At 65.8% G+C, this 24471-nt stretch carries 18 protein-coding genes; 6 read left to right on the top strand and 12 right to left on the bottom strand.

Annotation, left to right across the window (positions count from 1 at the left end):
• Positions 1-281 precede the first annotated feature (281 nt).
• From hemL to GGR73_RS09025, 3 genes are all read left to right on the top strand, one after another.
• A complete protein-coding gene (gene hemL / locus GGR73_RS09035; protein ID WP_024938103.1) occupies positions 282-1571 on the top strand; it encodes a glutamate-1-semialdehyde 2,1-aminomutase in 1290 nt (429 codons plus the stop codon).
• A gap of 488 nt (positions 1572-2059) precedes the next feature.
• The gene (locus tag GGR73_RS09030) at positions 2060-4831 is read left to right on the top strand and encodes a LuxR C-terminal-related transcriptional regulator (protein ID WP_184456611.1); all 2772 of its coding nucleotides are present in this window, start codon (positions 2060-2062) and stop codon (positions 4829-4831) included.
• A gap of 74 nt (positions 4832-4905) precedes the next feature.
• Positions 4906-6096: an FAD-dependent monooxygenase gene (locus GGR73_RS09025; protein ID WP_184456955.1), complete on the top strand. Its 1191-nt coding sequence runs from the start codon at positions 4906-4908 to the stop codon at positions 6094-6096.
• Positions 6097-6320: 224 nt separating this feature from the next.
• On the opposite strand, the gene azu is transcribed toward GGR73_RS09025, so the two are convergent.
• The 6 genes from azu to GGR73_RS08995 all read right to left on the bottom strand — a co-directional run bounded on the left by azu (position 6321) and on the right by GGR73_RS08995 (position 13031).
• Positions 6321-6770, bottom strand: coding sequence for an azurin (gene azu / locus GGR73_RS09020; protein WP_016903022.1), 450 nt, complete (start codon positions 6768-6770; stop codon positions 6321-6323).
• A 91-nt stretch (positions 6771-6861) separates the two neighbouring features.
• Positions 6862-8064, bottom strand: a complete 1203-nt coding sequence (locus tag GGR73_RS09015) for a pyridoxal phosphate-dependent aminotransferase (RefSeq protein WP_184456609.1) — start codon at positions 8062-8064, stop codon at positions 6862-6864.
• A gap of 30 nt (positions 8065-8094) precedes the next feature.
• A complete protein-coding gene (locus GGR73_RS09010; RefSeq protein WP_039519172.1) occupies positions 8095-8598 on the bottom strand; it encodes a RidA family protein in 504 nt (167 codons plus the stop codon).
• Between the two features lie 31 nt (positions 8599-8629).
• Positions 8630-9055 carry a c-type cytochrome gene (locus GGR73_RS09005; protein WP_024938098.1) on the bottom strand — a complete coding sequence of 142 codons (426 nt, stop codon included), beginning with the start codon at positions 9053-9055 and terminating at the stop codon, positions 8630-8632.
• A complete protein-coding gene (locus GGR73_RS09000; RefSeq protein WP_184456953.1) occupies positions 9052-10659 on the bottom strand; it encodes a flavin monoamine oxidase family protein in 1608 nt (535 codons plus the stop codon). Before GGR73_RS09000 ends, GGR73_RS09005 begins: the two co-directional genes overlap by 4 nt.
• An 89-nt stretch (positions 10660-10748) precedes the next feature.
• Complete coding sequence (locus GGR73_RS08995; RefSeq protein WP_180968642.1) at positions 10749-13031, bottom strand: TonB-dependent receptor; 2283 nt, start codon at positions 13029-13031, stop codon at positions 10749-10751.
• A gap of 297 nt (positions 13032-13328) precedes the next feature.
• On the opposite strand from GGR73_RS08995, the gene GGR73_RS08990 reads away from it, so the two are divergent.
• Positions 13329-13946 (top strand): HAD-IA family hydrolase, encoded by a 618-nt coding sequence (locus GGR73_RS08990; protein ID WP_184456607.1) that lies wholly within the window; start codon positions 13329-13331, stop codon positions 13944-13946.
• 348 nt (positions 13947-14294) lie between these two features.
• Here the strand turns inward: GGR73_RS08990 and GGR73_RS08985 are convergent, their stop codons facing one another.
• Positions 14295-15521 carry an acetylornithine transaminase gene (locus GGR73_RS08985; protein WP_184456605.1) on the bottom strand — a complete coding sequence of 409 codons (1227 nt, stop codon included), beginning with the start codon at positions 15519-15521 and terminating at the stop codon, positions 14295-14297.
• A 72-nt stretch (positions 15522-15593) separates the two neighbouring features.
• Between GGR73_RS08985 and GGR73_RS08980 the strand changes: the two genes are divergently transcribed.
• Positions 15594-16466 (top strand): ion transporter, encoded by an 873-nt coding sequence (locus tag GGR73_RS08980; protein WP_184456603.1) that lies wholly within the window; start codon positions 15594-15596, stop codon positions 16464-16466.
• Positions 16467-17004: 538 nt separating this feature from the next.
• On the opposite strand, the gene GGR73_RS08975 is transcribed toward GGR73_RS08980, so the two are convergent.
• The 4 genes from GGR73_RS08975 to GGR73_RS08960 form a co-directional block, all read right to left on the bottom strand.
• Positions 17005-17946: a YiiG family protein gene (locus GGR73_RS08975; RefSeq protein WP_184456601.1), complete on the bottom strand. Its 942-nt coding sequence runs from the start codon at positions 17944-17946 to the stop codon at positions 17005-17007.
• Between the two features lie 107 nt (positions 17947-18053).
• Positions 18054-19028 (bottom strand): YiiG family protein, encoded by a 975-nt coding sequence (locus GGR73_RS08970; RefSeq protein ID WP_456362942.1) that lies wholly within the window; start codon positions 19026-19028, stop codon positions 18054-18056.
• 218 nt (positions 19029-19246) lie between these two features.
• Entirely contained in the window at positions 19247-20062 is an 816-nt protein-coding gene (locus GGR73_RS08965) for an SDR family oxidoreductase (protein ID WP_065048197.1), read from the bottom strand.
• Between the two features lie 215 nt (positions 20063-20277).
• A complete protein-coding gene (locus GGR73_RS08960; RefSeq protein ID WP_154832598.1) occupies positions 20278-20937 on the bottom strand; it encodes a serine/threonine-protein kinase in 660 nt (219 codons plus the stop codon).
• A 159-nt stretch (positions 20938-21096) separates the two neighbouring features.
• On the opposite strand from GGR73_RS08960, the gene GGR73_RS08955 reads away from it, so the two are divergent.
• Positions 21097-23184 (top strand): bifunctional DedA family/phosphatase PAP2 family protein, encoded by a 2088-nt coding sequence (locus GGR73_RS08955; protein ID WP_184456599.1) that lies wholly within the window; start codon positions 21097-21099, stop codon positions 23182-23184.
• Between the two features lie 399 nt (positions 23185-23583).
• On the opposite strand, the gene GGR73_RS08950 is transcribed toward GGR73_RS08955, so the two are convergent.
• Positions 23584-24468: a bestrophin family protein gene (locus tag GGR73_RS08950; protein WP_024938088.1), complete on the bottom strand. Its 885-nt coding sequence runs from the start codon at positions 24466-24468 to the stop codon at positions 23584-23586.
• Positions 24469-24471: the final 3 nt, after the last annotated feature.

Genomic DNA, 24471 nt, shown 5'->3' with positions numbered 1-24471 from the left:
GGCAACGCGACAAAAATGAACGGCGCCAATGGCTACCGGAATCACACTCTCTGAACATCCGCCGCAGGAGGCCAATGACCGCGGGTCATCTGCTCATGCCAAACCGTCGATACCGTCCCGTTCGATCATAGGCAGCCGGGCTGCCCTACCCGTCCGCTCCGACGGGTAGGCAGGCACCTGGTGGGTAGGCGGACGGGGGCCGCAAGCCTGACAATGGCGAGTGCGCTGCCCGCAGTCGGGCCGCGCCGCCCCCACTCGGTACCACTCAAGGATCTGCGCGCATGAACCACACCCGCTCCCACGCCCTGTTCGCCCAGGCGCAGACGCTGCTGCCCGGCGGCGTCAACTCACCGGTGCGTGCATTCAAGTCGGTCGGCGGCGAGCCGTTCTTCGTGGCGCGCGCCGATGGCCCGTATCTGTACGACGTGGACGACAACCGCTACATCGACTACGTGGGCTCGTGGGGGCCGATGATTGCCGGCCACAATCACCCGGCGGTGCGCGAAGCGGTGGAGCGCGCGATCCGCGACGGCCTGTCCTTCGGTGCGCCGTGTGCGGCCGAAGTCACCATGGCCGAGACGATCCACCGGCTGGTGCCGTCCTGCGAGATGGTGCGCATGGTCAATTCCGGCACCGAAGCCACGCTGTCGGCGGTGCGCCTGGCGCGCGGCGCCACCGGGCGCAACCGCATCGTCAAGTTCGAAGGCTGCTATCACGGCCATGGCGACTCGTTCCTGGTCAAGGCCGGCAGCGGCATGCTGACCCTGGGCGTGCCGACCTCGCCGGGCGTGCCGTCCGGCCTCAGCGAGTTGACCGCGACACTCAGCTTCAACGACTTCGAAGGCGCCACCGCCCTGTTCGACGAGATCGGCGCCGACGTGGCGGCAGTGATCATCGAGCCGGTGGTCGGCAACGCCAACTGCATTCCGCCGCAGGCCGGCTACCTGCAGCATCTGCGCACGCTGTGCACCCGGCATGGCGCACTGCTGATCTTCGACGAGGTGATGACCGGTTTCCGCGTCGCGCTCGGTGGCGCGCAGGCGCATTACGGGGTCACCCCGGACCTGAGCACCTTCGGCAAGATCATCGGCGGCGGCATGCCGGTGGGTGCGTACGGCGGCCGGCGTGACTTGATGGAGCAGATTGCCCCAGCCGGCCCGATCTACCAGGCCGGCACCTTGTCGGGTAACCCGGTGGCGATGGCGGCCGGTCTGGCGATGCTGGAGCTGGTGCAGGAGCCCGGCTTCCATGCCCGCCTGAGCGAGGCCACCAGCGTGTTGTGCGAAGGACTGGAAGATGCCGCGCGCGCGGCCGGCATTGCCGTCACCACCAATCAGGTCGGCGGCATGTTCGGGTTGTTCTTCACCGACGAGATCGTGGAGAGCTACGCGCAGGCCACTGCCTGCGACATCACCACCTTCAATCGTTTCTTCCACGCGATGCTGCAGCGGGGCGTGTATCTGGCGCCGTCGGCGTACGAGGCCGGCTTCATGTCCAGCGCGCACGACGCGGCAGTGATCGAGGCCACGCTGGCCGCCGCGCGCGAGGCGTTTGCGGAAGTGGCGCACTGAGGCGTCTTCGGACGTCGTCTTGTCTGCGAGCTGGCGCGGACACGCTGACCTTGTGTGGCGTTGAAAGCCAGGCGTGATCGCGTGCCTCGCGATGCTCACCGATGGCGCTGGCCGCAAGGCTCGCGCCATCGGCGATGGCTGATGTGTATCTCGACTCCGCGCCGACGCTGAACAGGCGCGGCGCCGGCGTCGTGTCCGGGCCCATGGCGTCCGGATGGACTCGGCTGTTGCCTGGCGCTTGCACGCACCCTGCGCCATCGCTTGCGCCATTCAGGCGGCGGCGCAACGACAAGCTTTGCTTTTGTCTTGTGGCTGTCATACCTTTCTGAAAGGTGTCCACGGATGGGCATGGGTGGGGACCCTCGAAGCAGCCGATATGACGTTGTCGCCGGTCACGGTGACGCCATCTGCATCGCCGCTGTTTCATCACGATCTGCAGCGTGTCGAGCCGGCGCGCTGCCGACGCTTGCCAGGGCCGCCCTCGCCTCATGCTCAAGCCTGTTGCGTTGCTCACACCGCGCCCCTCACCGTCGCGCGATTCCGCCCTTCCCGATTGGCTGCTTGCCAGCAAGCTGGAGCCGCCGCTGCCGCGTACCGGTGCGGTGGTGCGCGGCGCGTTGCTGGCGGCGCTGGATCAGGCCCAGGCCCGGCCACTCACCCTGCTGCTGGCACCGCCTGGGTTCGGCAAGACCACGCTGCTGGCGCAGTGGCATGCGCAGCTGCGCGCACGCGAGCACGCGGCCGTGGCCTGGCTGTCGCTGGACGAAGAGGACGCCGATGCCGCGCGCTTCCTTGGCCATCTGGCGTTGGCGATCCAGCACGCAGGTGCAGATCCGGCGCTGTGCGCCGCAGTGCTGCACAACCGCGACCAGGATCCGCGCGAGGCGGTGACGGTGCTGATCCGCGCGCTGCGCGCGGCGCCACGGCGCATCAGCGTGATTCTTGACGATTATGACCGGCTCGGCAGCGGCATCGTCGACGAGCTGGTACTGCGGCTGGTCGAACACGGCGGCGGACGCCTGCACCTGCTGCTGGCCACCCGGCGCGTGCCGGCACTGCCGCTGGAGCGGCTGGACCTGCAGGCACAGCTCAGCCGTCTCGGCAGTGCGCAACTGGCGCTGGACGAGCACGAGGCGCAGGCACTGCTGGGGCCCCAGGTCCCGGCGCCGGTAGTGGACGAATTGCTGCGCTACACCGAAGGTTGGCCGGTGGCGCTGCATCTGGCGCGCCTGTGGCTGGAGGGCGGCGTGCAACGTCAACAGGAGGTGGCCGCGCGTTTCTCCGGCCGCAGCGCACAAATTGCCGCGTACCTGGCCGAACAGGTGGTCAACGACCTGGATGCCGACACGCGCGATCTGCTGTTGCGGACCAGCCCACTGGAGCGCGTCAACGCAGCGCTGGCCGATGCGGTGCGCCAGCGCGACGACAGCGGCCGGCTGCTGGCGCGGCTGGAACATTTCCACGGCCTGCTGGTGCCCATGGATGGCGAGCGCGAATGGTTCCGCTATCACCCCTTGTTTGCCGACTTCCTGCAGCAACTGCTCGATCGCGAACATCCCGGCCAAGCCACGCACCTGCATCAACGGGCCGCACGCTGGTTTGGCGAGCATCAGCATCTGGCCGAAGCGGTGCGGCACGCATCGCGTGCCGAGTGCGGCGACCTGGCCGCCAGCTACATCGCGCGCGCCGGCACCTGGCAATTGGTGCTGACCCACGGCACGCACGAGGTGCGCGCACTGCTCCGGCATTTCGAACACCGCACCATCCGCGACACCCCGGCGCTGAATCTCACCCAGGCGCATCTGCACGCAAGGCTCGGCGAATTCAGCCATGCGCGCCTGCTGCTGGAACGCTTCCGCGACTTTCCAGCGGCGCTGCGTGAGCCCTTGCAGCGCGACTACACGGTGGTGGTGGCGCTGTTGCGCGATCGCCTCGACGAAATCTGCGGCAATCCGCATGGCCTGACCCAGATCGCCGCGCAGGCATCCGCGCTGGACGAAGACGATCATCTGGGCCGCGGCATGCTGCTGTGTATCTGCGCCACCACCGCCATTGCGCAGGGCGCCTTTGCATTGGCCGAACGCTACGCCTTGAACGCACGCGACGCGATGCAGCGCGGTGGCAGCGAACCGGGCGCAAGCCAGGCGTTGCTGGCATTGGGCCAGAGCTTTTTCTACCGCGGGCAACTCGGCGACGCCGAAGCCTGTTATCGGCAGGCCCTGAACTGGTGCGCGCGCACCCCGCAACTGGATCGCGTGCTGGAGGCCGCCGGCCAGTGTCTGCTCGCGCAACTGCATTACGAACGCGGCCACCACGACGATGCGGCCGACCTGCTGCATCCGGCGCTGGAATTGCTGGAACAGCACGACGGCGGCATGGACGTGCTGGCCTCCGCCTACGGCACCGCGCTGGGACTGGAGCGTGTGCGCGACCACAGCGGGCGCAGTGCACTGGCGCTGCTCGAACACGTCGAACAGATCGCCCACGGGCGCAAGCTGACACGCCTGTCCGAGCTGGCGGCAGCATGGCGCTTGATGCTGTTGCTGGAACATCCGGGCAATGCCGCCATCGATGTGGTGATCGCCCGTACCGGCGGCGAATCCGGCCTGGCGCATACGCTGCGCTCGCCCCACCGCTGGCGCGATCGCGCGGCGATGGGCTTTGCGCTGGCACGCTGGCACCGGCTGGCCGGACGCAGCAGCGCCGCGCTGACCATCCTGGGCCAGATCGAACAGGCCTGCCTGGCCAATGACAATCTGTGCCACCTCGCGCGCACCCGCGCACGCATCGCCCTGGTGCTGCAGCAGCGTGGCGAACTGGCCGCGGCGCTGCCGCATCTGTACAGCGCGCTCGATCATGTGGCGCTGACGCAAAGCTGGCAGGCGATCGTCGAACTCGGACTGCCGGCCAAGGCAATGCTGCGCTCGCTGCGTCAACACGACCCGCAGACCGTCGGCGGCACCACCCGCGCACTCACCATCCAGGCTCTGCTCGAACGCCTCAGCGGCGACGAGGACCCGGCCGGCGACATCTTCAGCGAGCGCGAGCTGGAAGTGCTCGCGCAGCTGGCACGCGGGTATTCCAACAAGCAGATCGCACGCTGTCTGCACCTGTCGGAAAACACGGTCAAGTTCCACTTGAAGAACCTCTATCGCAAGCTCGATGCACGCAGCCGCGAAAGCGCGTTGGCGCAGGCCTTGCAACGCGGGTTGTTGCGCGCAGCGGCCCCGCCCGGCAGTGCGGAGACGTCGCCAGGCTGACCGCCAGCGCCGGCACTGGCTTCCGTCGATAAAAATACATCATGTATGATGTATTTTTATCGGGAGCTCACAGCATGGCTGCTCGTATCCTTGTCACAGGCGCCAGCGTTGCCGGCACCACCACGGCCTGGTGGCTTGCCAGATATGGCCGCGATGTTGAAGTCGTGGAGCGCGCGCCGGCGTTCCGCGACGGCGGACAGAACGTGGACGTGCGCGGCACCGCGCGAGACGTGCTGCGCCGGATGGGCCTGGAGGCGCTGCTGCTCGAACGCAGCACCCGGGAGCGCGGCACCGATTGGGTCACCGAAGACAATCACGTGGTCGGCCGCTTCGAAGCGGCGCACTCCGACACCGACGGCGGCCCGACCGCGGAGATGGAAATCCGCCGCGGCGATATCGCCCGGATCATCTACGAGGCCGCAGCGGCGCAAGGAGTGCGCTTCCGCTTCGGTGACAGCATCGAACACATTGAGCAGCACGACGGCGGCGTCCAGGTCACCTTTGCCGGCGGCCATCAGGAAACCTATGCACTTGTGGTGATCGCCGAGGGCGTCGGCTCGCACACCAGGGAGCTGGTTTTCCCTGAAGAAAATCGGCCGCGCTGGATGGACCTGACGATTGCCTACTTGAGCATTCCGCAGATCGCCAGTGACGGCGTCTATGCGCGGCAATACAACACGCTGGGTGGTCGGGGAGCGGTGGTGAAACCTGCACGCGACGGCAAGTTGGGAGTCTATCTTGGCATCCAGAAGCGACCCGGTCACGAGAACAGCTGGAGCGTGGCGCAGCAGCGCGCCTTCATTCGTGCGCAGTTCTCTGCGCTGGGCTGGGAGTTTCCACGCATCCTGGATGCGATGACGGACGTCGACGACTTCTACTTCGATGTGCTGCGCCAGGTACGCATGGACCGCTGGTCCAACGGTCGGGTGGTCCTGACCGGCGATGCGGCATGGTGCCCGACCGCACTGTCCGGCATCGGCACCACGCTTGCGATCGTGGGTGCCTACGTCCTTGCCGGGGAGCTTGCCAGGTCGGACACGCCGGCAACCGCCTTCGCTTACTACGAACGCATCATGCGTCCCTTCGTCAAACAGGGGCAGAACATTCCCAAGCTGGTCCCGCGCCTGCTGTGGCCGCATACCCGCTTCGGCCTGGCAGTGCTGCGCAACGCCATCCGCCTGGCCAGCCGGCCCGCACTCAGGTCGTTCATCAACAACCATTTTGCACGGGACGCCAATGCCATCGCCTTGCCAAGCTACGAGTAGATCAACCGATTGACCGGGAAAGCCCGTTAAAAACGCAGACTACATCGCGTTCGGCGAAAGACGCTGATGCGCCAACGCCGAAACCAGAAGCAGCGTCCACGACGCTGGTTGGCGCTGCCGCCCACTCCGGTCGCGATCGCTCTGGAGCACGCGGCGTGACCGCGTGCCAGCTCCCTCACACTTCACTCCTGCCGCGGCCACGCACACCTGCGGCACATGACAGCTCAACCAAAACTCAGCGTGCCCTTCATCATCGCCCAGTGGCCGGGGAACGAGCAGAAGAAGGTGTAATCGCCGCCCTTGCTCAACTTGCTGGTGGGAAAGCTCACCGTGGTGCTGTCGCCGCCGCCGATCACCTTGGTGTGCGCGATCACGCGCGCGTCGGCCTTGGGCAGATAGCTGTCGGCAATGGTGGAGCGTATGCCGGCATTGGCCACTGCCTGGAAGTCGGCGGACTTGGTCAGCACCCAGTTATGCCCCATCACCGTGGCGGCCATCTTGCCGGAGTGCTTGAGCGTGAGGTCCACCTGCGTGCAGTCGGGTGCCAGCTTGATCGCGCTCTGGTCGAACTTCATCTGATCGTTGCCGGTGATGGTGACGGCGCAGGTACGCGCCCATGCCGAAGGCGCCAGCAGCACCAGACCAAGCACGGCAAATGTCGAAAACACTTTCAAGGGAACACTCCTGCGTTAAGGGATGCGCGACGCCCAGCGCGCCTGGCCACACCAGCGCGTTCGCATGCGCCGGTGGTGCCAGAGTAACGCCTCATGCGTAACGGAAAAAAGCATCCATCGGATCATGCACAGCGGCCGTGGCGTCCAGCAGCGGCAACGGGCCGCGCTTGCCGGCGATCACCTGCACGAAGGCCTGCTTGAAGCGTGCCATCTCCGCGTCGGTGCCGACGGTGATGCGCGACCAGGTCGGCCATACCGGCCAGCTGCGTCCGATGAACACGCCATGGGTGGCCATGTCGTCCTTGAAGCCGGCGGCCGGGCGCTTCACATCGACCATGAAGCAGTTGCTCTCCGAGGCGGTGCAGGCGTAGCCCTGCTTGGCGAGAAACTCCATCACGTCCTTGCGTGTGGCCGCGGTACGTGCACGGCGCTGCGGCACCAGTGCGGGATCGCGCAGGCTGGCCAGGCCTGCGGCGGCGGCGGTCACCGGCAGGCTGTTGACGCTGTAGAACATCAGCTTGGCCAGCAGGTCCGGGCGCGCGGCCGCATAGCCGAGGCGAATGCCGGCCATGCCGTAGAGCTTGGAGAAGGTGCGCAACACCACCACGTCCTCGCCCGCGGCGACCATGTCGACCACGCTGCTGGTGCTCTGCGCAAAGTGGATATAGGCCTCGTCCACCACCAGCACGCTGCCCTTGGGCTTGTGCGCCAATGCGTAGTCCAGATCCTTGCGTGCGGTGACCGAGCCGGTGGGATTATTGGGATTGCAGATGTAGATCACGCCGGGGCTGGCGTCGGCGGCGCACATCGCCTGCACATCGTGCGAAAAGTCCTTGCGCAACGGTACCTTGATCAGGTTTGCGCCATTGCGGGTGGCGGCGCGCCAGCCGGATTCGTAGGTGGGGTCGGCGGTGACCAGCGCGGCGCTGGGCGAGGTGAACGCCAGCATCGTGTAGTCCAGCGGCTCGGTGGAGCCGGCGTAGGCCATCAGGTGATTGACCGGCAGCTTGAGCTCGGCGGCCAGGGTATCCATCAGCTCCCTCTGCACATCGCGCAGGTAGCGTCCGCCTTGCGGTGCGATCTGCGCGATGGCCTTGACCGCGGCCGCCGACGGGCCATCGGGAAATTCGTTGGAGCCGATCATCACCGGCGACAGCGCACTGGCCGGTGTCGGCGCGATGGCGGCGGAACGTTCGGCGGCGCTGGCCAGCAGCGGCAGCGCACTCGCACCGGCAGCGCCGGCAAACAGCGCGGAATCGCGCAGAAACATGCGGCGCGAAAGAGCAGTTTTCATGACAACCTCCAGCAGGACGGCACGACGGTTTCAGGGACGAACGGCGACCACTTCGATTTCCACCCGATACAGCGGGTTGCCGAGCGCGGCGATCTGGAAGGCCGAGCGTGCCGGCAGGTTGGGCTGCTCCTTGGTGCCGAAGAACTGGCGGTAACCCTCCATGAATCCGTTGAAATCCATCTTGCCGCCCATGGCCGGATCGCCGACCAGAAACACCTGCATCTTCACCACATCGCCCATCCCCAGGCCGAGCGCTGCGAGTTGCTGCTTGATCTGGTTCAACACGCTCACCGTCTGCGCCTTGGTGTCGCCATAGGCGGCAGCCGAATCCTTGGGCGCACTGGCATCCACCACCGCCGGCACCTTGCCGCTGACATAGACAGTGGCCTTGCCGGCAGGAATTTCCACGGCGGCAGCGATGGGGAAATCGCTGTTGGGAATCTTGTGGCGGATCACCTCGGCGGCGTGCGCAGCGGTGAGACCCGCAGACCACAACAGGGCGGCAGTGAGGACGGCTGTCACTGGACGGGACATGGCAACTCCTTGCATGAGAGAAAAGGGGGAATCAGTGGCGCAGCGATTTGACGTCGTCGACGGTGACGCGCTCGGCGTAATCGTTGCCGAAGTGCGTGCGCACATAACTTGCCACTTCGGCCACCTGGCGGTCGTTGAGCATCTCGCCGAAGCCGGGCATGCCGGCGTGGCCGTCGAGCACCATCATGGTGACGTAGGGTCCGGCGGCCAGCTTGGGATTGCCGGCAAGCGCCGGGTATTCGCCGGCACCTTGCGCGCCGCGCCCGGCCGGCATGTGGCAGCCCTGGCAGATCGCCTGGTAGACATCCTGGCCGGATGCCTTGGCAAAGCCCTGCTGCGGGAACAGCTGGGTGGCATCGGAACTCTGCGCCTGCGCATCGTATACGCCCGGCGGCACCAGCAAGGCAGCCATCGCAACGACGAAGCTGGCCGCGGCCAATCGTGGTAACAGACTCATGCGCGACCTCCTCCGGCCAGCACTTTGCGATGCAGACGGCCGACGACATCGTGCGCGGACAAGATCGCGCCCTCCTGCCAGGCCGGAATATAGGAGACGTGTTCACCGGCCAGCGCCAGGCGCCCGTCGATCTGGCACAGCGGCGTGTAGTGCTCGGCACGCGCCTGCTCGCTCCACATGCCGAAACAGCCATGCGTGAACGGCACACGGTGCCAGCCGACCGAAATGCCGTTCTCGAACTCGCGTGGATACTGCGGATGCAGCTGCGTGCCGTATTCGACCGCCTTGCGCACACGCTGCTCCGGGGGCATCGAGGTGAACTGGTAGGCGTCCAGTCCCCACACGTAGGCACCGAGCAGCACGCCCTTGCCGGGGCTGTGATAGTTGGTGCTGGGATAGCTGATCAAGGTGATCGGCAGATCGGTATAGCTGATGCCGCCGTAGATGGCCTCGTCCTCTTCCCAGAAGCGGCGCTTGAACTGCAGGCCCACCTTCACCGATGCCGCGTACGGCACCTGGCCGATCGCGGTGGTCATCGCGTCGCCGGCGGTGACCGGAATACGACTGAGCACCGACAGCGGAATCGTGCAGATGCACCAATCGGCGCTGGCGATGCGTTCTTCGCCGCCGTGCGCGGCATCCTGCCAGGACACACGCACGCCGTTGCCGTCCTGATCGATGCTGGTGACCTTGGCGTTGTAGGTGATCGCATCGCCAAGCTGCTTCGCGAACGCCTTGCCGATCTGGTCCATGCCGCCCACCGGCTGGAACATGGTGGTCTGCATTTCGTAGTTGTTGCCGGCCGCCAACGTGGTCCACAGACGCGAGCGCAACACGTCCTGCACGCTGAAGGGATCGGAGAACTCCGGCTTGCCCGACAGGCCGCCGCCGGGATACCGCGCAAAGCCGCGCCGCTCGCTGCTGTCCTTGCCTTTGACGTAGCCGAACTTGTGGTCGAGCGCGCCCCAGGTGCGCAAGGACTCCAACAGCACCTCCTGGTCTTCACGGCTCACGCTCTGGTCCAGCGCCTGCTGCTGCGTGCACTTGGCCAGCAGCTCGGACACGTGGCCCTTGTAATCGGCATCGATGGCGCGGAAGCGCTGCGGTTTGCCGCCAAAGCCTTGCTGGCTGTGCAACAGCGCGTTGTAGTTGACCTGGTTGAACGCCTCCAGGGCCACACCGAATTGCTTGCAGTAACTCAGCACCGCCTTGTGGTGATGCGGAATGCGCCACGGCCCCGGATTGAGGTACAGCCCGTCGTCGAACTGGCAATGCTGGGTCGCCCCGCCCAGTTCGGTATAACGGTCGCCGCCGCGCAGCGTCCAGTTACGCCCACCGGGGCGGTCGTTGTATTCCAGCAACTGCACGCGGTACCCCGCCTTGCGCAGTTCGAAGGCCGCAGCCATGCCGGCCAGCCCCGCCCCCAGAATCAGCACCGAGGCGCCCTTCGGGTCGCCATCCAGTTGTAGCGGCCCTTTGAAATTTGATTCGGCTGCCATGCCCAGGCTGCTCATCGCCTGGTACATCATCGCGCCGCCAGCGGTCATGCCGATACGCGCCAGCAGTTGCCGCCGCGTCATCGCCCCAGAATGATTGCCTTGCATCAACGCGTAGTCCTTGCATGTCATGGAACGAGTGCGACTGACAAAAAACGCATGACGCGGCCGGCAGTGACGCCGGCCGCATCACCGCCTCAGAACTTGTAGGACAGACTGGCGAACAGCTGGCGCGGTGCGATCAACTGGTACGAGCCGGAACTTTCGTTCGGGAACACCGCACCGATCGCATCGTCCTTGTCGAACAGGTTGTAGACCGACAACTGCAGCCGCCCACCGGCCAGGAACCCGGCATCCTCGCCCTGGTAGCCGAGGCTGCCGTTGACGATGAAGGTGGCATCCACCTGGTCGGTATTGAGCGTGTCGCCGTAGCGCTTGCCGGTGTATTTGGTGTCGAGGTTGGCGAAGAAATGCTCGCCCTCCCAACCGCCGTTGAGGCTGAACATCACCTTGGGCGAGTCCGGCACTTCGTTGCCTTCCACCTGCACCAGGTTGCCGCTGACCGGGCCGAAATAGTTGTCCTGGAACTCGGATTTGTTCCAGGTCAGCGACGCTCCCAGCCGCCAGCCCGGTGCCGGCTTCCACATGCCGGACACTTCCGCACCATAGGTCTGCACGTCGCCGACGTTGGCGTAGATCGTGGGTGCGACCACCAATGGGTCCGGGTCGGTCAGCGCGATGATGCGGTTCTCGTAATCGATCTTGTAGGCAGCGACGTAGCCGCTCCACTGGCTGGATTCGGCGCGGATGCCGATATCGATATTGGTCGATTCCTCCGGTGCGATATCCGGATTGAATGCGCCCGAGGTCAACGCCAGCCGCGGCGCCGAGCTGAAGTTCTCCGCGTAGTTGGCGAATACCTGCACGCCGTCGGCAAGCTGGAAGCTGGCGCCGACCTGCGGCTGGAACCAGTCGCTGTTCTTGATGGTGACATCGCGGCGCACGCCGACATTGAAGTCATCGAGATTGGCGATGCCGTTGTAGTCGCGTTTGACATCCAGCCCCTTGGCGCCGAACTCCATGGTGAGCCGGTCATCGAGCAAACGCAGCGTGTCCTTGATGTAGAGCTGCTTCACCTCGGTGGAGAAGTGGTTGTCGTAGTAGATGACGATCGGCAGCGAGCCCTTGAGCAGTGCGCCGGTGGCCGGGTCCAGGTTGTACAGCGGGCGCACCTGGTCGAAATCGTAGTTCTCGTACCACGCACCGACTTCGAGCTTGTTGTGCTCGGTCTCCCACGACACCGCGGTGGTCACGCCGTAGCGATCGCCGCCCATGATTTCCTCGCGCCGCGTCATCGCACCGACGCGGGTGACATTGCCGTTGGCATCGACGATCTGCGGGTCGTTGATGGCGATGTCGGTGCGCCCTGGCGTACCGGCGATGGCATCGTTGTACAGGCCAGTGGCCGTGCTCGGCGGCGTGCCGCCGACGCCGTAACCATGCTTGTTCTCGTAGTAGCCGGTGAAGGTGAAACCGATCGCATCGTTGAACAGGAAATCGCCGTGCAGGCTGAGCAGCGAGTCGCGGCGGCCGTTCTGCCATTCGCTGTAATGCTCGGCATCCACTTCCGGATTGCCGGTGATGCGTTCGTGCAGATCCCACGCCACCGAGCCGTCGGAGTTATACGACTGCACGTCGTAGTCCTTGCGGTTGTTGTAGATCCAGCCCAGGGTCAGGTGGCCCACGTCCCAGGCCTGGCGGATCTTGGCTTCGAAGTGATCGCTCTTCTGCGTGGCCGGTTCCATGTCCCACACCCCGCCCTGCGTGCGCGAGGCAGACAGATAGGCGCTGGGGCCGCCTTCCCACCAGTCCGGCGTATCCAGCCGCACGAAGCTGCGTACCAGATCGTCCGAGCCGATGGTCTGGGTGAGATTGCCGCTCCAGCTGTCGCCGCCCTTTGGGGGCAGGCTGGTGTAGCGGATCGCACCGCCGAGTGCGTGGTACGACGGCTGGGTGACATCGCCGGAGCCGGCCGACACGGTGACGTCGAGCAGGTTCTCGCTGGACACGTAGCGGGTGATCGGGCCGCCTTCGCGGGTGTCGAAGGTTTCGATCGGGATGCCGTCCAGGGTCACGCCGATCTGGTTGGCGGAAAAGCCGCGGATGGTCATCGAGTCGCCGAATTCGTACAGCCCGAACGGATCGGTGGTCTGCACATTCACGCCGGGCAGGCTCGCCAGTAACTGCTGTGGTGCCACGCCGGGCACCTGAGCCTGGATCTCGGCAACGGAGATGGAAGCCGTGGTGCGCGTGGAGCCGGTACCGACCACGCTGACCGCGTCCAGCGTGCGCGCTTCCTGTGCCAGGACGGGCAGGCTGTGCGCGCCAGCCAGCACCAAGGTCATCGAAGCCAGCGTGCGACCACGCGTGGCAGTGGTGAGAATGGCGGCGACCGACGCCGCCAGTTGATCGGTGTTCAAGCGCTTGCGCATGCAATCGACCCCCTGGATGGTGTGACGTGCTGAGTGACCGGGCCCGCTCCCCAAGACCGGCTGACACCGCGGATGCGGCATGCATCGACCATACCCAGCACAGTTCCACCGCAAGCGCCGCGCGGAGGGTAGGGGCGGCGCGGGTGGGTAGGTTGCTGCCGAATTCAACGATCTGAATGGGTACCATCCCTACCCACCTGCGTGGATCCGGACATACCAGGTCTTGCACGCTTGCCATCCCGTGGCGAATCGACAACGCTGCCCCGCCACATTCCGAGTGCACCCATGCCGCCTGCAGCACCGTCCCTGTTACTGCTCGATTTCGACGGCGTGCTGGCCAGCTACTCGCGGCCGCGCCGTGTGGCGGCGCTTGCCAATGCGGCGGCGTGCACGCCGCAACATGTGCAAAAGGTGTTGTTCGAGCAGGGCCTGGAGCGCGCCTACGACGCCGGGGTGATCGACACGCCCGCCTATCTGGCCCAGCTCAGCGACGGCCTTGGCTGCGCGATCGATCGCGCCACCTGGATCGCCGCACGCGTGGCGGCATGCCGCGCCGACCCGGCAGTGCTGACGCAGGTGCTGGCGGTGGCGACAACCACCGCGGTGGCGGTGCTCACCAACAACGGGCCATTGATGGCGGAAGCGATTGAGCGGATCGTGCCGCCGCTGTTTCCGCTATTGCAGGGCCGCGTGCTGTGCAGCGGCGCGCTCGGCGGCCGCAAGCCCGATGTGCAGGTGTATCAGCGCGCGCTTGCACAACTGGATGCGAGTGCTGCGCGCACGTTGTTTGTCGACGATCTATTCGTCAACGTCCGCGGCGCGCGTGCCGCCGGTCTGCATGCGGACACGGTGCGCGATGCGCGGGCGTTGCGGCGGGTGTTGAAACGGTATGGGCTGGGGTGAAGAGCCGGGATTGGGGATTGGGGATTGGGGATTGGGGATTGGGGATTGGGGATTGGGGAATCGGGAATCGGGAATCGGGAATCGGGAATCGTTGAGCATCGCGAAGCACTGATCACCCTCAAGGATTACGCAAGACGCTGCTCGCAGCGTTGAACGCGTCGGCGTCCACGGTCAGGTACAGCGTTGGCGCTTTGAGTTCGTTTCGGGTTAATGACGAACGCAAAAGCGAGCCCCTCTCCCGCCGGGTGACTTAGCGCCAATCAAGAAACGCAACGACCCGCGCCGCTTACCCCACCGCGCTTACCGTCGCGGCACCCACCACGACGGTGCAGAACGCGCAGGACTCCATCACTTCTGCGCCACGTACTCGGCAATGGCCAGGTGCAGGCGTTCCAACCCATCGGCCAGCTCGGCATCGGTCAGATTCAGTGCCGGCACGAAGCGCAACACATCCGGCCCGGCCTGCAGCAACAGCAGGCCATGCTTGGCGGCAAAATCCAGGATCGCGCCGGCCTGCCCGGCATGCGCCGGCGCCAGCACCGCGCCCAGCATCAGGCCACGCCCGCGGATCTGGGCGAACAGGCCGAACTCGGTGTTGAGCACCTCCAGGCCGGCGCGCAGCGCCGCCGACTGACGCGCTACGTTCTCGGCGATCTGCGGCGAGGCCAGCTTGCGCAGCGCCACGCGCGCCACCGCTGCAGCCAGCGGGTTGCCGCCGAAGGTGGTGCCGTGCGCGCCGAACTGCATGGTTTCGGCCACCTTGGGGCCGGCCAGCATCGCGCCGATCGGGAAACCGCCACCCAACGCCTTGGCCAGCGTCACGATGTCCGGCGTCACCTGCTCCTGCCAATGCGCGAACAGCGTGCCGGTCCGGCCCATGCCGCACTGGATCTCGTCCAGCACCAGCAGTGCATCGTGCTGGTCGCATAGCGCACGCACGCGGCTCAGGAAACCCGGCGCCGCCGGCATCACCCCGCCCTCGCCCTGGATCGGCTCGACCATCACCGCGGCCACATCGCCCGCGGCCATAGCCGCTTCCAGCGCGGCGACATCGTTGAAGTCCACATAGCGAAACCCGCCGGGCAGCGGCTCGTAGCCTTCCTGATACTTGGGCTGCGCGGTTGCGGTGACCGCCGCCAGGGTGCGCCCATGGAAGCTGCCGCGGAAGGTCACGATCACGCGCTTGTCGGCCGGGCGGCCCTGACTGCTGGCCCACTTGCGCACCAGCTTGATCGCCGCTTCGTTGGCCTCGGTACCCGAATTGCACAGGAACACCTTGTGCGCGAAGCGCGAGGCGGTGACCAGCTCTTCGGCCAGCTTCAGCGGCGGCGCACTGAAGAACACATTGCTGGTGTGCCACAGCTTGCCGGCCTGCTCGGTCAGCGCGGCCATCAGGTCCGGATCGTTGTGGCCCAGCCCGCTGACCGCAATACCGGCGGACAGATCCACATACGCGCGGCCCTGGTCGTCCCACACGCGACTGCCCTGGCCACGCTCCAGCACCACCTGGCGCGGGCGATACACCGGCAGGTAGTAATGCGCGAGGGACAGGGGCGAATCGGCAGCGGTGCTCATGATGGTGGGTCACAGAAGCGGAGGGAGAACGCGCATTCTCGCGCATTCGCCGGCCTGCGGCACAATGCGCGGATGCGCCCCTTCTCCGATCCCCAGCTCACTCCCGCCACCGACCACGGCTGGCGCCGGCAATGGTTCGACATCATCTACCGGCACGACACCCGCCCATCGCGCAATTTCGACCTGATGCTGGTGGTGGCGATCCTCACCAGCGTGGTGGTGATCATGATCGACAGCGTGCCGCGCATCCATTCGCATTCGGCGCACCGGCTGGTGCCGCTGGAATGGGCGTTCACGGTCCTGTTCACCGTCGAATACGCGTTACGCCTGGCGGTGGTGCGGCGCCCGCTGCATTACGCATTGAGCGTGTGGGGCGTGATCGATCTGCTCTCGATCCTGCCCAGCTATCTGTCGTTCTTCGTGCCCGGTGCGCAGACGCTGCTGGTGGTGCGTGTGCTGCGCATCCTGCGCCTGTTCCGCATCCTCAAGCTCACCCGCTACATTGAAGAAAGCGGGCAACTGGTGGACGCGCTGTGGCGCAGCCGGCGCAAGGTGCTGGTGTTCCTGTTCAGCGTGCTCACCATCACCGTGATCGCCGGCGCCACGATGTATGTGATCGAAGGCCCCCAACATGGGTTCACCAGCATCCCGACCAGCATGTACTGGGCCATCGTGACCATGGCCACGGTGGGGTTTGGCGACCTGGTGCCGCAGACCACGCTGGGCCGCTTCATCACCTCGGCCCTGATCCTGATCGGCTACAGCATCATCGCCGTGCCCACCGGCATCTACACCGCCGAGCTGGCCAGCACGCTGCGCGAAGGTGGCCACACCGGCAAGCGCGATGCGCGCAATTGTCCACGTTGCGGGCTGGAAGGCCACGCGCCCGACGCACGCTATTGCCGCCAGTGTGCCGAGCCGCTGCCGGAGATCTCCAACGGCTGACGCGGTGCTGCCGACGCGACGCAACGCCTGCGCCCGCCGAGAAGCGGGGGCAGCCGGCTTTGCGGTTCCCATCGGCATGCAACAAGGCTGACATGTGCGGTGGTCTTATCGATTTCGGAACCCTTGGCGGCAAGGATGCCGCTACGGAGCCTGCTGGCACGGATTCACGGCATGTCCCGCAAGCAGTGGAGGCATCGCGCCGTCGACTCGCCGAACTTTCGATCTCAGCAGCTGATCGCGCCTAAACACGGTCACGCTTCCAGGTCTCGACTTCTTTATGTGGTGTGTTTCGATGGACCTGGATAGTGCTGATGGATCAATCGTAGAACGAATGATCTGTTGCTTGGCTGCGGGGCCCTTGCCCGCCCACCATCGCAGGACACGCCGCAAGTACGTCCTTGTAGGCTCTTACGCGGCATCCATGCCGCGTAAGGTCCCGCGACGATGGGCCGGCAAGGACCTGTCGAGATGATCGGTGTGCACGGTAAAAGCGGTGCGCGATCCGCTTACACAACGCGACAGGAATGCCTGCACAGCATCAATGCGACATGCGGTTGCTCATATCGATCAGATCGTTGTAGCTGGCCAGCACGGCCTGGCGGGTGCCGCCCGGCGGCATCGAACCGCTTTCCAGCAGCATCTGCTCGCTCTTGTTCAATGGTGTCTTGGTGCGGATACGTTCGACCAGTCGTCCCGACTCGCGCGCCAGCTTGTCGGCAGAGCGTTCCATGTGGCCCCACATCGCATCGCCCTGGCCGATCTTGGCTTTCTGCGCCTCTTCCAGAATGCCTTGATAACGCGCGAGCTGGGACTGCGCTGCGGCAAGATCCGGCGTGTCGCTGTCGAGCACCTGCACCAGCTGCTTGCCTTCGCCGATGATCTTCAGGTGATACCAGGAGGCGCTGCGACCTTCTTCCTTTTCGATCGCATCGATCTGCGCCTGGCGACGCATGTCTTCGTTACGTTCGAGTGCGGCATTCATGGCTTCGCCGGCTTCGAAGAATGCGTGATAGGCCTGCATCAACGGCGCGTGCAGCGCCTTCATGCCCTTGCCGTCGTCGCGCAGATAATCCTCGCGGTCGTAGTAGCGCACCGCTTCGCCGATACGCTCGTTGAGTGCGGTGAACCGTTCCTGATAGGTCTTGGCCACCGGATCGAGCTCGGGGTTGGCGGGCGTTTGCGCCAGCGCAGCGGTCATCGGCGCGCCACATTCGTCCACGTGATGCGACAGCACCGTGCCAGGTGCATGGATGCCGCTTTCCTTGCCGGTCGGGCCAGCCTCGGGGTCCTGCATCCACTCGATGTATTGCTGGTAGCTCTCGTGGATCGGCTGCTCAACGCCATTGAAGCACGTGATGTAGGCATTGATCTTGTCGGCGCCTTCCACTGCGGTGGCGGGTGCGTCTTTCTGGCAGCCGGCAAGCAGCGCGGCAAAAGCCATCGCCGCGGTGAGCGGCGCATAACGAAGTCGAAGGGTCATCTTGGGTTCCAGTGATGGGTTGAACGAGGTGGCTGCCGCAGCGTGCGGCCGAATGACATCTGGCGCGGCGCACCCTCGGTACGCGCGCGGCGGGTGCAGCGCGTCAATTACTGACGATTGCTTTCGAATACCAGCGCGTTGTACGTGTTGAGCAACTTGCGTGGCGAACCCTCCGGCGCCAGCGAGGGGTTGTCCAGCCAGCCCTGTTCCATCTTGCTATAGGGCGTTCGTTCGACCACGCGTTTCACCCGCGCCTTGGCTTGTCTGCGGAAGGTTTCCGCAGCGGTCTCGAAGCTGTTCCAGTCCAGCCTGCCCGGCTCCTGATCGGCCACCTTGGCATGCGCCTCGTCGGAGAGACGGTTGAAGCCGTCCAGCAGCGTATTGACCCGTGGCACGTCGAACTGCTCCTGTTCCAGCGCATCGGCGATCTCCTTGGCGTCGAGCATCATCGCCAGCCGATAGTATTCGCGCGTGCGGCCCTCGCCCTGTTCCAGCATCTTGAGTTTTTCGCGTTGCGCCGCGTCGTTTTGCGTGTCCAGTTCGGCGCTGAAGGCGGTACTGGCATCGGCATAGGTGGTCAGCACCTTCATCAGCTCCGGGTGCAGCTGCTTGCCCTTGGCGAACTGGTCGTCTTCGTAGTCCTGACGCGTGTAGTAGTCGGCTACCGCGTGACTGATCGGCTGCAGCGCCTTCAATGCCGCGCGGTAGTCGCGCGCCGCCTTGTCCAATGCAGGCAGCGACGGGTTCGCCGCAGCGGCCGCGCTGACCGGCGCATCGCACTGCTTCATGTCGTAGGCGTCGATATCGTACGGGCCGGTCATGCCGGATTCGCGACCGGTCGGGCCGGCGAACGGGTCCTGCATCCAGCCGGTGTATTGCCTGGCGCCGGCGTGCACCTTCGCATCGATGCGGTTGAAGCAGTCGATGTAGGCGCCAAGCTTTGCGGTCACGCCCTGCAGGGAGTCCGGCTGTTTTTCACTCGTCTTGGCATCGGTTGCAGGCGGCGGCGACTTGCCGCCGCAAGCGGCCACCAGGACGGACACGGACGCCGCCAAAACGACTACACGGAACATCGAAGACACGCGCTGTACATCCTTGTTGGAAACGGTTTCAGCCGCGCACGATAGCAAACACGACTGTGAACTCCCTGTGCTCACGCCCGGACGCCGACAGCCTGGCTGGCACGCGGGGGCGCGGCCGCTGGTCCGCCGCATCGATTTTTTCGGATCGCGCTGGCCGCATGCACCGCTGACGGCGTACCCGTATCAGGCCGGCTGCGCGCGCGGGCCGTTGGCCGCGCTCAGTCGAGAAACAGGTCCGGCAACAACGCGCGCGACGGGTCGACCGCGTAGCCGCTCAGGTCGGTGACGCCGGCCTCGGCCAGCACCTGGTCGTCGATCAGGAACTGGCCATGAAATCCGGCCGCCTCGCGCGTCAGCACCGCATGTGCCGCGTCGGCCATGATCTCCGGCCGTCGACACGCGGCTGCGTCCACGCCATCGATCATGTTGATCGCATCGGTGGCGATCACCGTGCGCGGCCATAGCGCATTGATCGCCACGCCTTGCGGGCCGAACTCGGCTGCCAGCCCCAGCGTCACCAGGCTCATGCCCATCTTGGCCAGCGTGTAGCCGGTATGCGCGCCCCACCACGCCGGGTTCAAGGACGGTGGCGGCGCCAGCGTGAGGATATGCGGATTGGGCGCCTGCAACAGATGCGGCAGGCACGCCTGCGCGCACAGAAAACTGCCGCGCGCGTTGACCTGCTGCATCAGGTCGAAGCGCTTCATCGGCGTCTCCAACGCGCCACGCAACCAGATCGCACTGGCGTTGTTGACCAGGATATCGATGCCGCCAAACGCATCGACCGTGGCGGCTACCGCGGCACGCACCTGCGCTTCGTCGCGGATATCGCACTTGAGCGCCAGCGCCTGCCCACCGGCCGCAGTCACCGCCGCGGCCGCGCTGTGGATGGTGCCGGGCAACTTGGGATTGGCCACTGCCGATTTGGCCGCGATCGCCACATTGGCCCCATCCCGCGCCGCCCGCAACGCAATCGCCAGGCCGATCCCGCGCGAGGCACCGGTGATGAAGAGGGTTTTGCCGTTTAGGGTCATTGGATTGGGGATTGGGGATTGGGGATTGGGGATTCGCAAAAGCTTACAACCCGAGCAAGAACGGTGCGGGATTCGGGATTCGGGATTCGGGATTCGGGATTCGGGATTCGGGATTCGCAAAAGCGTATCGCCTCCCCCACTTGCATCGACCAACCCGCAGGCCCAAGCCATACGCTCTTACGAATCCCCAATCCCCAATAACCAATCCCCGCCCCTCAGGGCCTCGGCCCCCGCCCCTCGTTGTCTTCCCAATGCAGCACGCGGCGGGTCACGAAGCGGTAGACCGGCTTGCCGGTGGCGAACCACAGCTTGCGGACCCAGGACGTGCGCTTGAGCACGCGACGTTCCACCGGGGTGATCGCGGCCGGGCAGTACATGCGCTTGTGCTTGAGCAGGTGCCGCAGGTCTTCACGTGCAAGCAGACGCATCCAGGGCGCGCGCGGATTGCCGCGTACCGCCAGCTGGAAATCGATCACCGCCGGGCTGCCGTCGTCCTGCACCAGCCAGTTGGCTTCCTTGGCCAGATCGTTGTGCGCCACCCCGCGGCGGTGCAACTGCTGCAACAACCTGCGCGCACGGCGGAAGTAGGCCAGATCGCCGCGCGGCGGGCGCTGGTACATCGCGTCGCCGGCCAGATAGCTGCGGTCCAGATGGCGTCCGTCCCAGTGCAACAGACGCGGTGTCCGCGCCAGGCCATCGAGCTGGCGCAGCGCCAGGGCTTCGCGCCGCGCCAGCCACCAGGCCACCCCGCGCAGCAGCCATGGCGCCGCGCTCAGGTCGCGCCGCACGAACAGGCGATCGGCGTCGCGGATCAACAGGATGCGCCCGAAGGTATCGGACTTCAGCGGCAGGTTGCCGGCGGGATCGTCACTCATCCCCCATTGTAGGCGGGGCGCCCGCATCGCCACAGCGTGCGTTACCTGCATGTCACTGCGGCGTGCGGCGTTGCCAGCCCGCAACCTGAGGTGAAGCGGACCGGGCGATGTGACGAGGGCGCAAGTCACCTCATCGCCATGCCCACCTATAATCGCGGGATGAATTCATGGATCGACGCCACGCTGGAGTGGATCGGACACCACCCCACCCTGGCTGGCGTGGTGATCTTTGCCATCGCATTTTCCGATGCGGTGATCGTGCTCGGCGCCATCGTGCCGGCGCTGCCGTTGCTGTTCGCCATCGGTGTGCTGATCGGGCTGGGTCAGATCAACGGGCCGTATGCGGTGGCCTGCGCCACCCTGGGCGCCTTCATCGGCGATGCGCTCAGTTTCTGGGTCGGCCATCGTTGGGGCCACCAGTTGCACACCTACTGGCCGTTTCGCCGCTACCCGCAACTGCTGGAGCGCGGCGAGCTACTGTTCCGGCGCAATGCCTTCAAGAGCATCCTGATCGCGCGTTACGTGGGCGCGGTGCGGCCGTTCGTGCCGGCCATCGCCGGCATGTCGCACATGCCGTTCAAGCGCTATCTGATCGCCAGCGGCCTGGCCTGCATCTCGTGGGCGCTGCTGTTCCTGGTGCCCGGCTGGGTGCTGGGCACTGCCTACGACGCGGTGGCTGCAGTCGCCGGCCGCCTGTTCGTGGTGGTCGCCTTGCTGGCCGCAGTGATCGGCCTGGCCTGGGCGATGGTGCTGTACTCGTACCGCTGGTCGGCCGGCCACCTGGACGCCTTGCTGGCGCGCCTGCTGGAGTGGTCGCATCGGCATCCGGTGCTGGGCAACTGGTCGGTGAGCGTGTTCGACCCGCGCCGTCGCGAGTCGGTACCGCTGGCGATGATGGCGTTGATGCTGTTGCTGCTGGGCTGGGGCTGGTTCGTGTTGCTGATGGTGGTGCTGGCGCACGGTGAGCCGCTGCGCGTGGACCTGGCCGTGCACGATCTGATGCTGGCGCTGCGCAACCCGCTGGCCGACTACCCGATGGTGGCGCTGGCCTCGCTGGGCGACTGGCAAGTGCTGCTGCCGGCGATCGCGGCGGCAATGGGCTATCTGGCCTGGCGGCGCCGCTGGATGGCGGTGGCGCATTGGGTGATCGCACTGGCCTTCGGCCTGGCGTTGACACAACTGCTGGGCGCCACCGTGCAGGTGGTGCGCCCGCCGGCGGCCAGCAGCGGTTTCGGGTTTCCGTCGGTGGCGGTCACCATGGCCACGATCGGCTTTGGCTTCTTCGCGCTGCTGATCGCGCGCGAGCTGCCGGGCCGGCGCCGGGTATGGCCGTACCTGGTCAGTGGCGCGATCGTGTCGCTGATCGGCTTCGCGCGCCTGTATCTGGGCGCGCACTGGCTCAGCGACGTGGTCGGCGGCATGCTGTTCGGCATCTTCTGGCTGCTGGTGCTGGGCATCGCCTATCGCCGTCGTGCCACCCGTGCGTTCTGGGTCAAGCCGGTCTCGTGGATCTTCTACGGCGTGTTCCTGACCTGCGCGATCGTGTTCGCACCGCGCAACCTGGGCACCAAGTTGGCCAGGTTCGAACCGCCGCCACCGTTGCTGATGGAGTTGCCCGCCAGCGACTGGTGGGATGGCCAGTGGCGCCTGCTGCCGGCACGCCGCAACGAATTCGACGACGACCAGCGCTGGCCGCTGGACGTGCAACTGGCCGGCCCGCTGGCACCGCTGCAGCGCCAGCTGGAAGCACGCGGGTGGCGCATGCAGCCACAAGCCGGCTGGGAGCAGGCGCTGCATCTGCTGGATGTCGGCGGCCGCCCGGACGAGGTGCCGATCCTGCCGGCCACGCTGGACACGCAGGTCGAAGCGCTGCTGATGGTGCGTCACGCCGCGCCCGGCCATGTGCATGTGTTGCGCCTGTGGCCGGCGGCCGCACGCCTGCAGCCCGGCGCGCAACCGTTGTGGGTGGGCAGCACGCAGACGCTGCGCTACAGCCGCCACTTCAGCCTGATCGGCCTGTGGTATCCGCTGCGTGGAGTCGACCCGGCGCTAAGCGCATTACGTGAAGCACTCGGCCCATTGCCGCATCGCGTCGAACAGCGTCGGCGCTCGCAGGTCCCAGTGATATTGATCGACAGCACGTCGGCAAATGCGCTGCAGCGAGAGGACAAAGACAGCGCTGCACCACAAACGGAAACCACCGCGTCCGATCCGGCTGCATCGGATCCGTCACGACAGCGTCCTTGATCAATCTGGCAGCAGCAGCGGTCGGCGAACGCGCACTTCTGTAGACAGGAGCCGCCAGGAGAACTTCTTGAACGCTGTACCGATGGCGGCAACGCGCTCGCGTCGCGTGGATGCGGCCGAATGTTCAGCTCAACAGCCTGGTTGGTCGAGTGCGCGTTGCCTCACCGCTCGCGGGACCTTACGCGGCATGGATGCCGCGTCCGCCCAAGAACTTACATGGACGGATTTGCAGCGTGTCCCGTGACGGTAGGCGGCAAGGCCCCCTGCAGCAAAGCCGCAGATCAACCGCCCTACAACCGACGCATCCGCAGCGTTCAATCAGCTCTGGAGGTGACCGAGAGCCTGCGCCTCAACGCCGTCTGGATACGCACAAACCGCATTGGTGCAGGCGCGATGCGCTTACCACAACACGCCATCCACCGGCTGCATCGGCTCGGGCGCCTGTTCGCCGATCGCCTGCAAGGCGTCGATTTCCACCGTCCGGCACATGCTGTCCAGCGGCAGGTCGTGAATGGCATTGGCGAACGGGTCGACCAGTTCGTCGCCGATCTTGAGTACTGCCAGGAACATCAGACCTGCCACCGTCGACCCCACCGGCGTCGCATATTGCAGCGTCTCCACCAGGCCGATCGGCAGCAACACGCAGAACAGCCGCGTGAACAGGTTCGGGTAGAAGCGGTATTGGTACGGCAACGGCGTATTCTTCAGCCGTTCCATGCCGCCCTGCGCGTTGGCGATATCCACCAGGATGCGCTCGACACTGGCTTGTTGAATGCTGTCGATCCAGCCATCGCGACGCGCCTGCTCGACGCTGCGCCCGGTGGTGTCGAGCAGGCCATTGGCGACATTGGTGCGCGTGATCACCGCGGCCACTTCGTCGGCATGCAGACGCGGCTCCAGCGCCATCGCCACCGGCAGCCGCCGCAATTGGCAGCGCAACGCATTGACGTAGGCGATCTGGCGCAGCGCGATGGTGCGGCCCAGTGCTGCCGCTTCCGGCGCGGACAGGATGCTGACGCTCAGGCGGACCAGATTGCGAGATGCATTGATCATCTGGCCCCACAGCACACGCCCTTCCCACCAGCGTTGATAGGTCGAGTTGGCGCGAAAGCCCAGGAACAACGCCAGCGCCGAGCCGAAGATGGTCAACGGCAATGCGGGCGCGCGGAACGGCAGCACGTAGTAGATGATCGTGATCAACACGTCCCACACGAACAATACCGCCAGGGTCCGCCAGACCTGACTGAACACATCCGCCACACGCGGTTTGACATCGATGATCAAGGC

It is taken from the genome of Xanthomonas sp. F14 (genome assembly GCF_014199865.1).
Note: the sequence above shows the minus strand (reverse complement) of the source record. Positions and strands in the feature narration are given on the sequence as shown.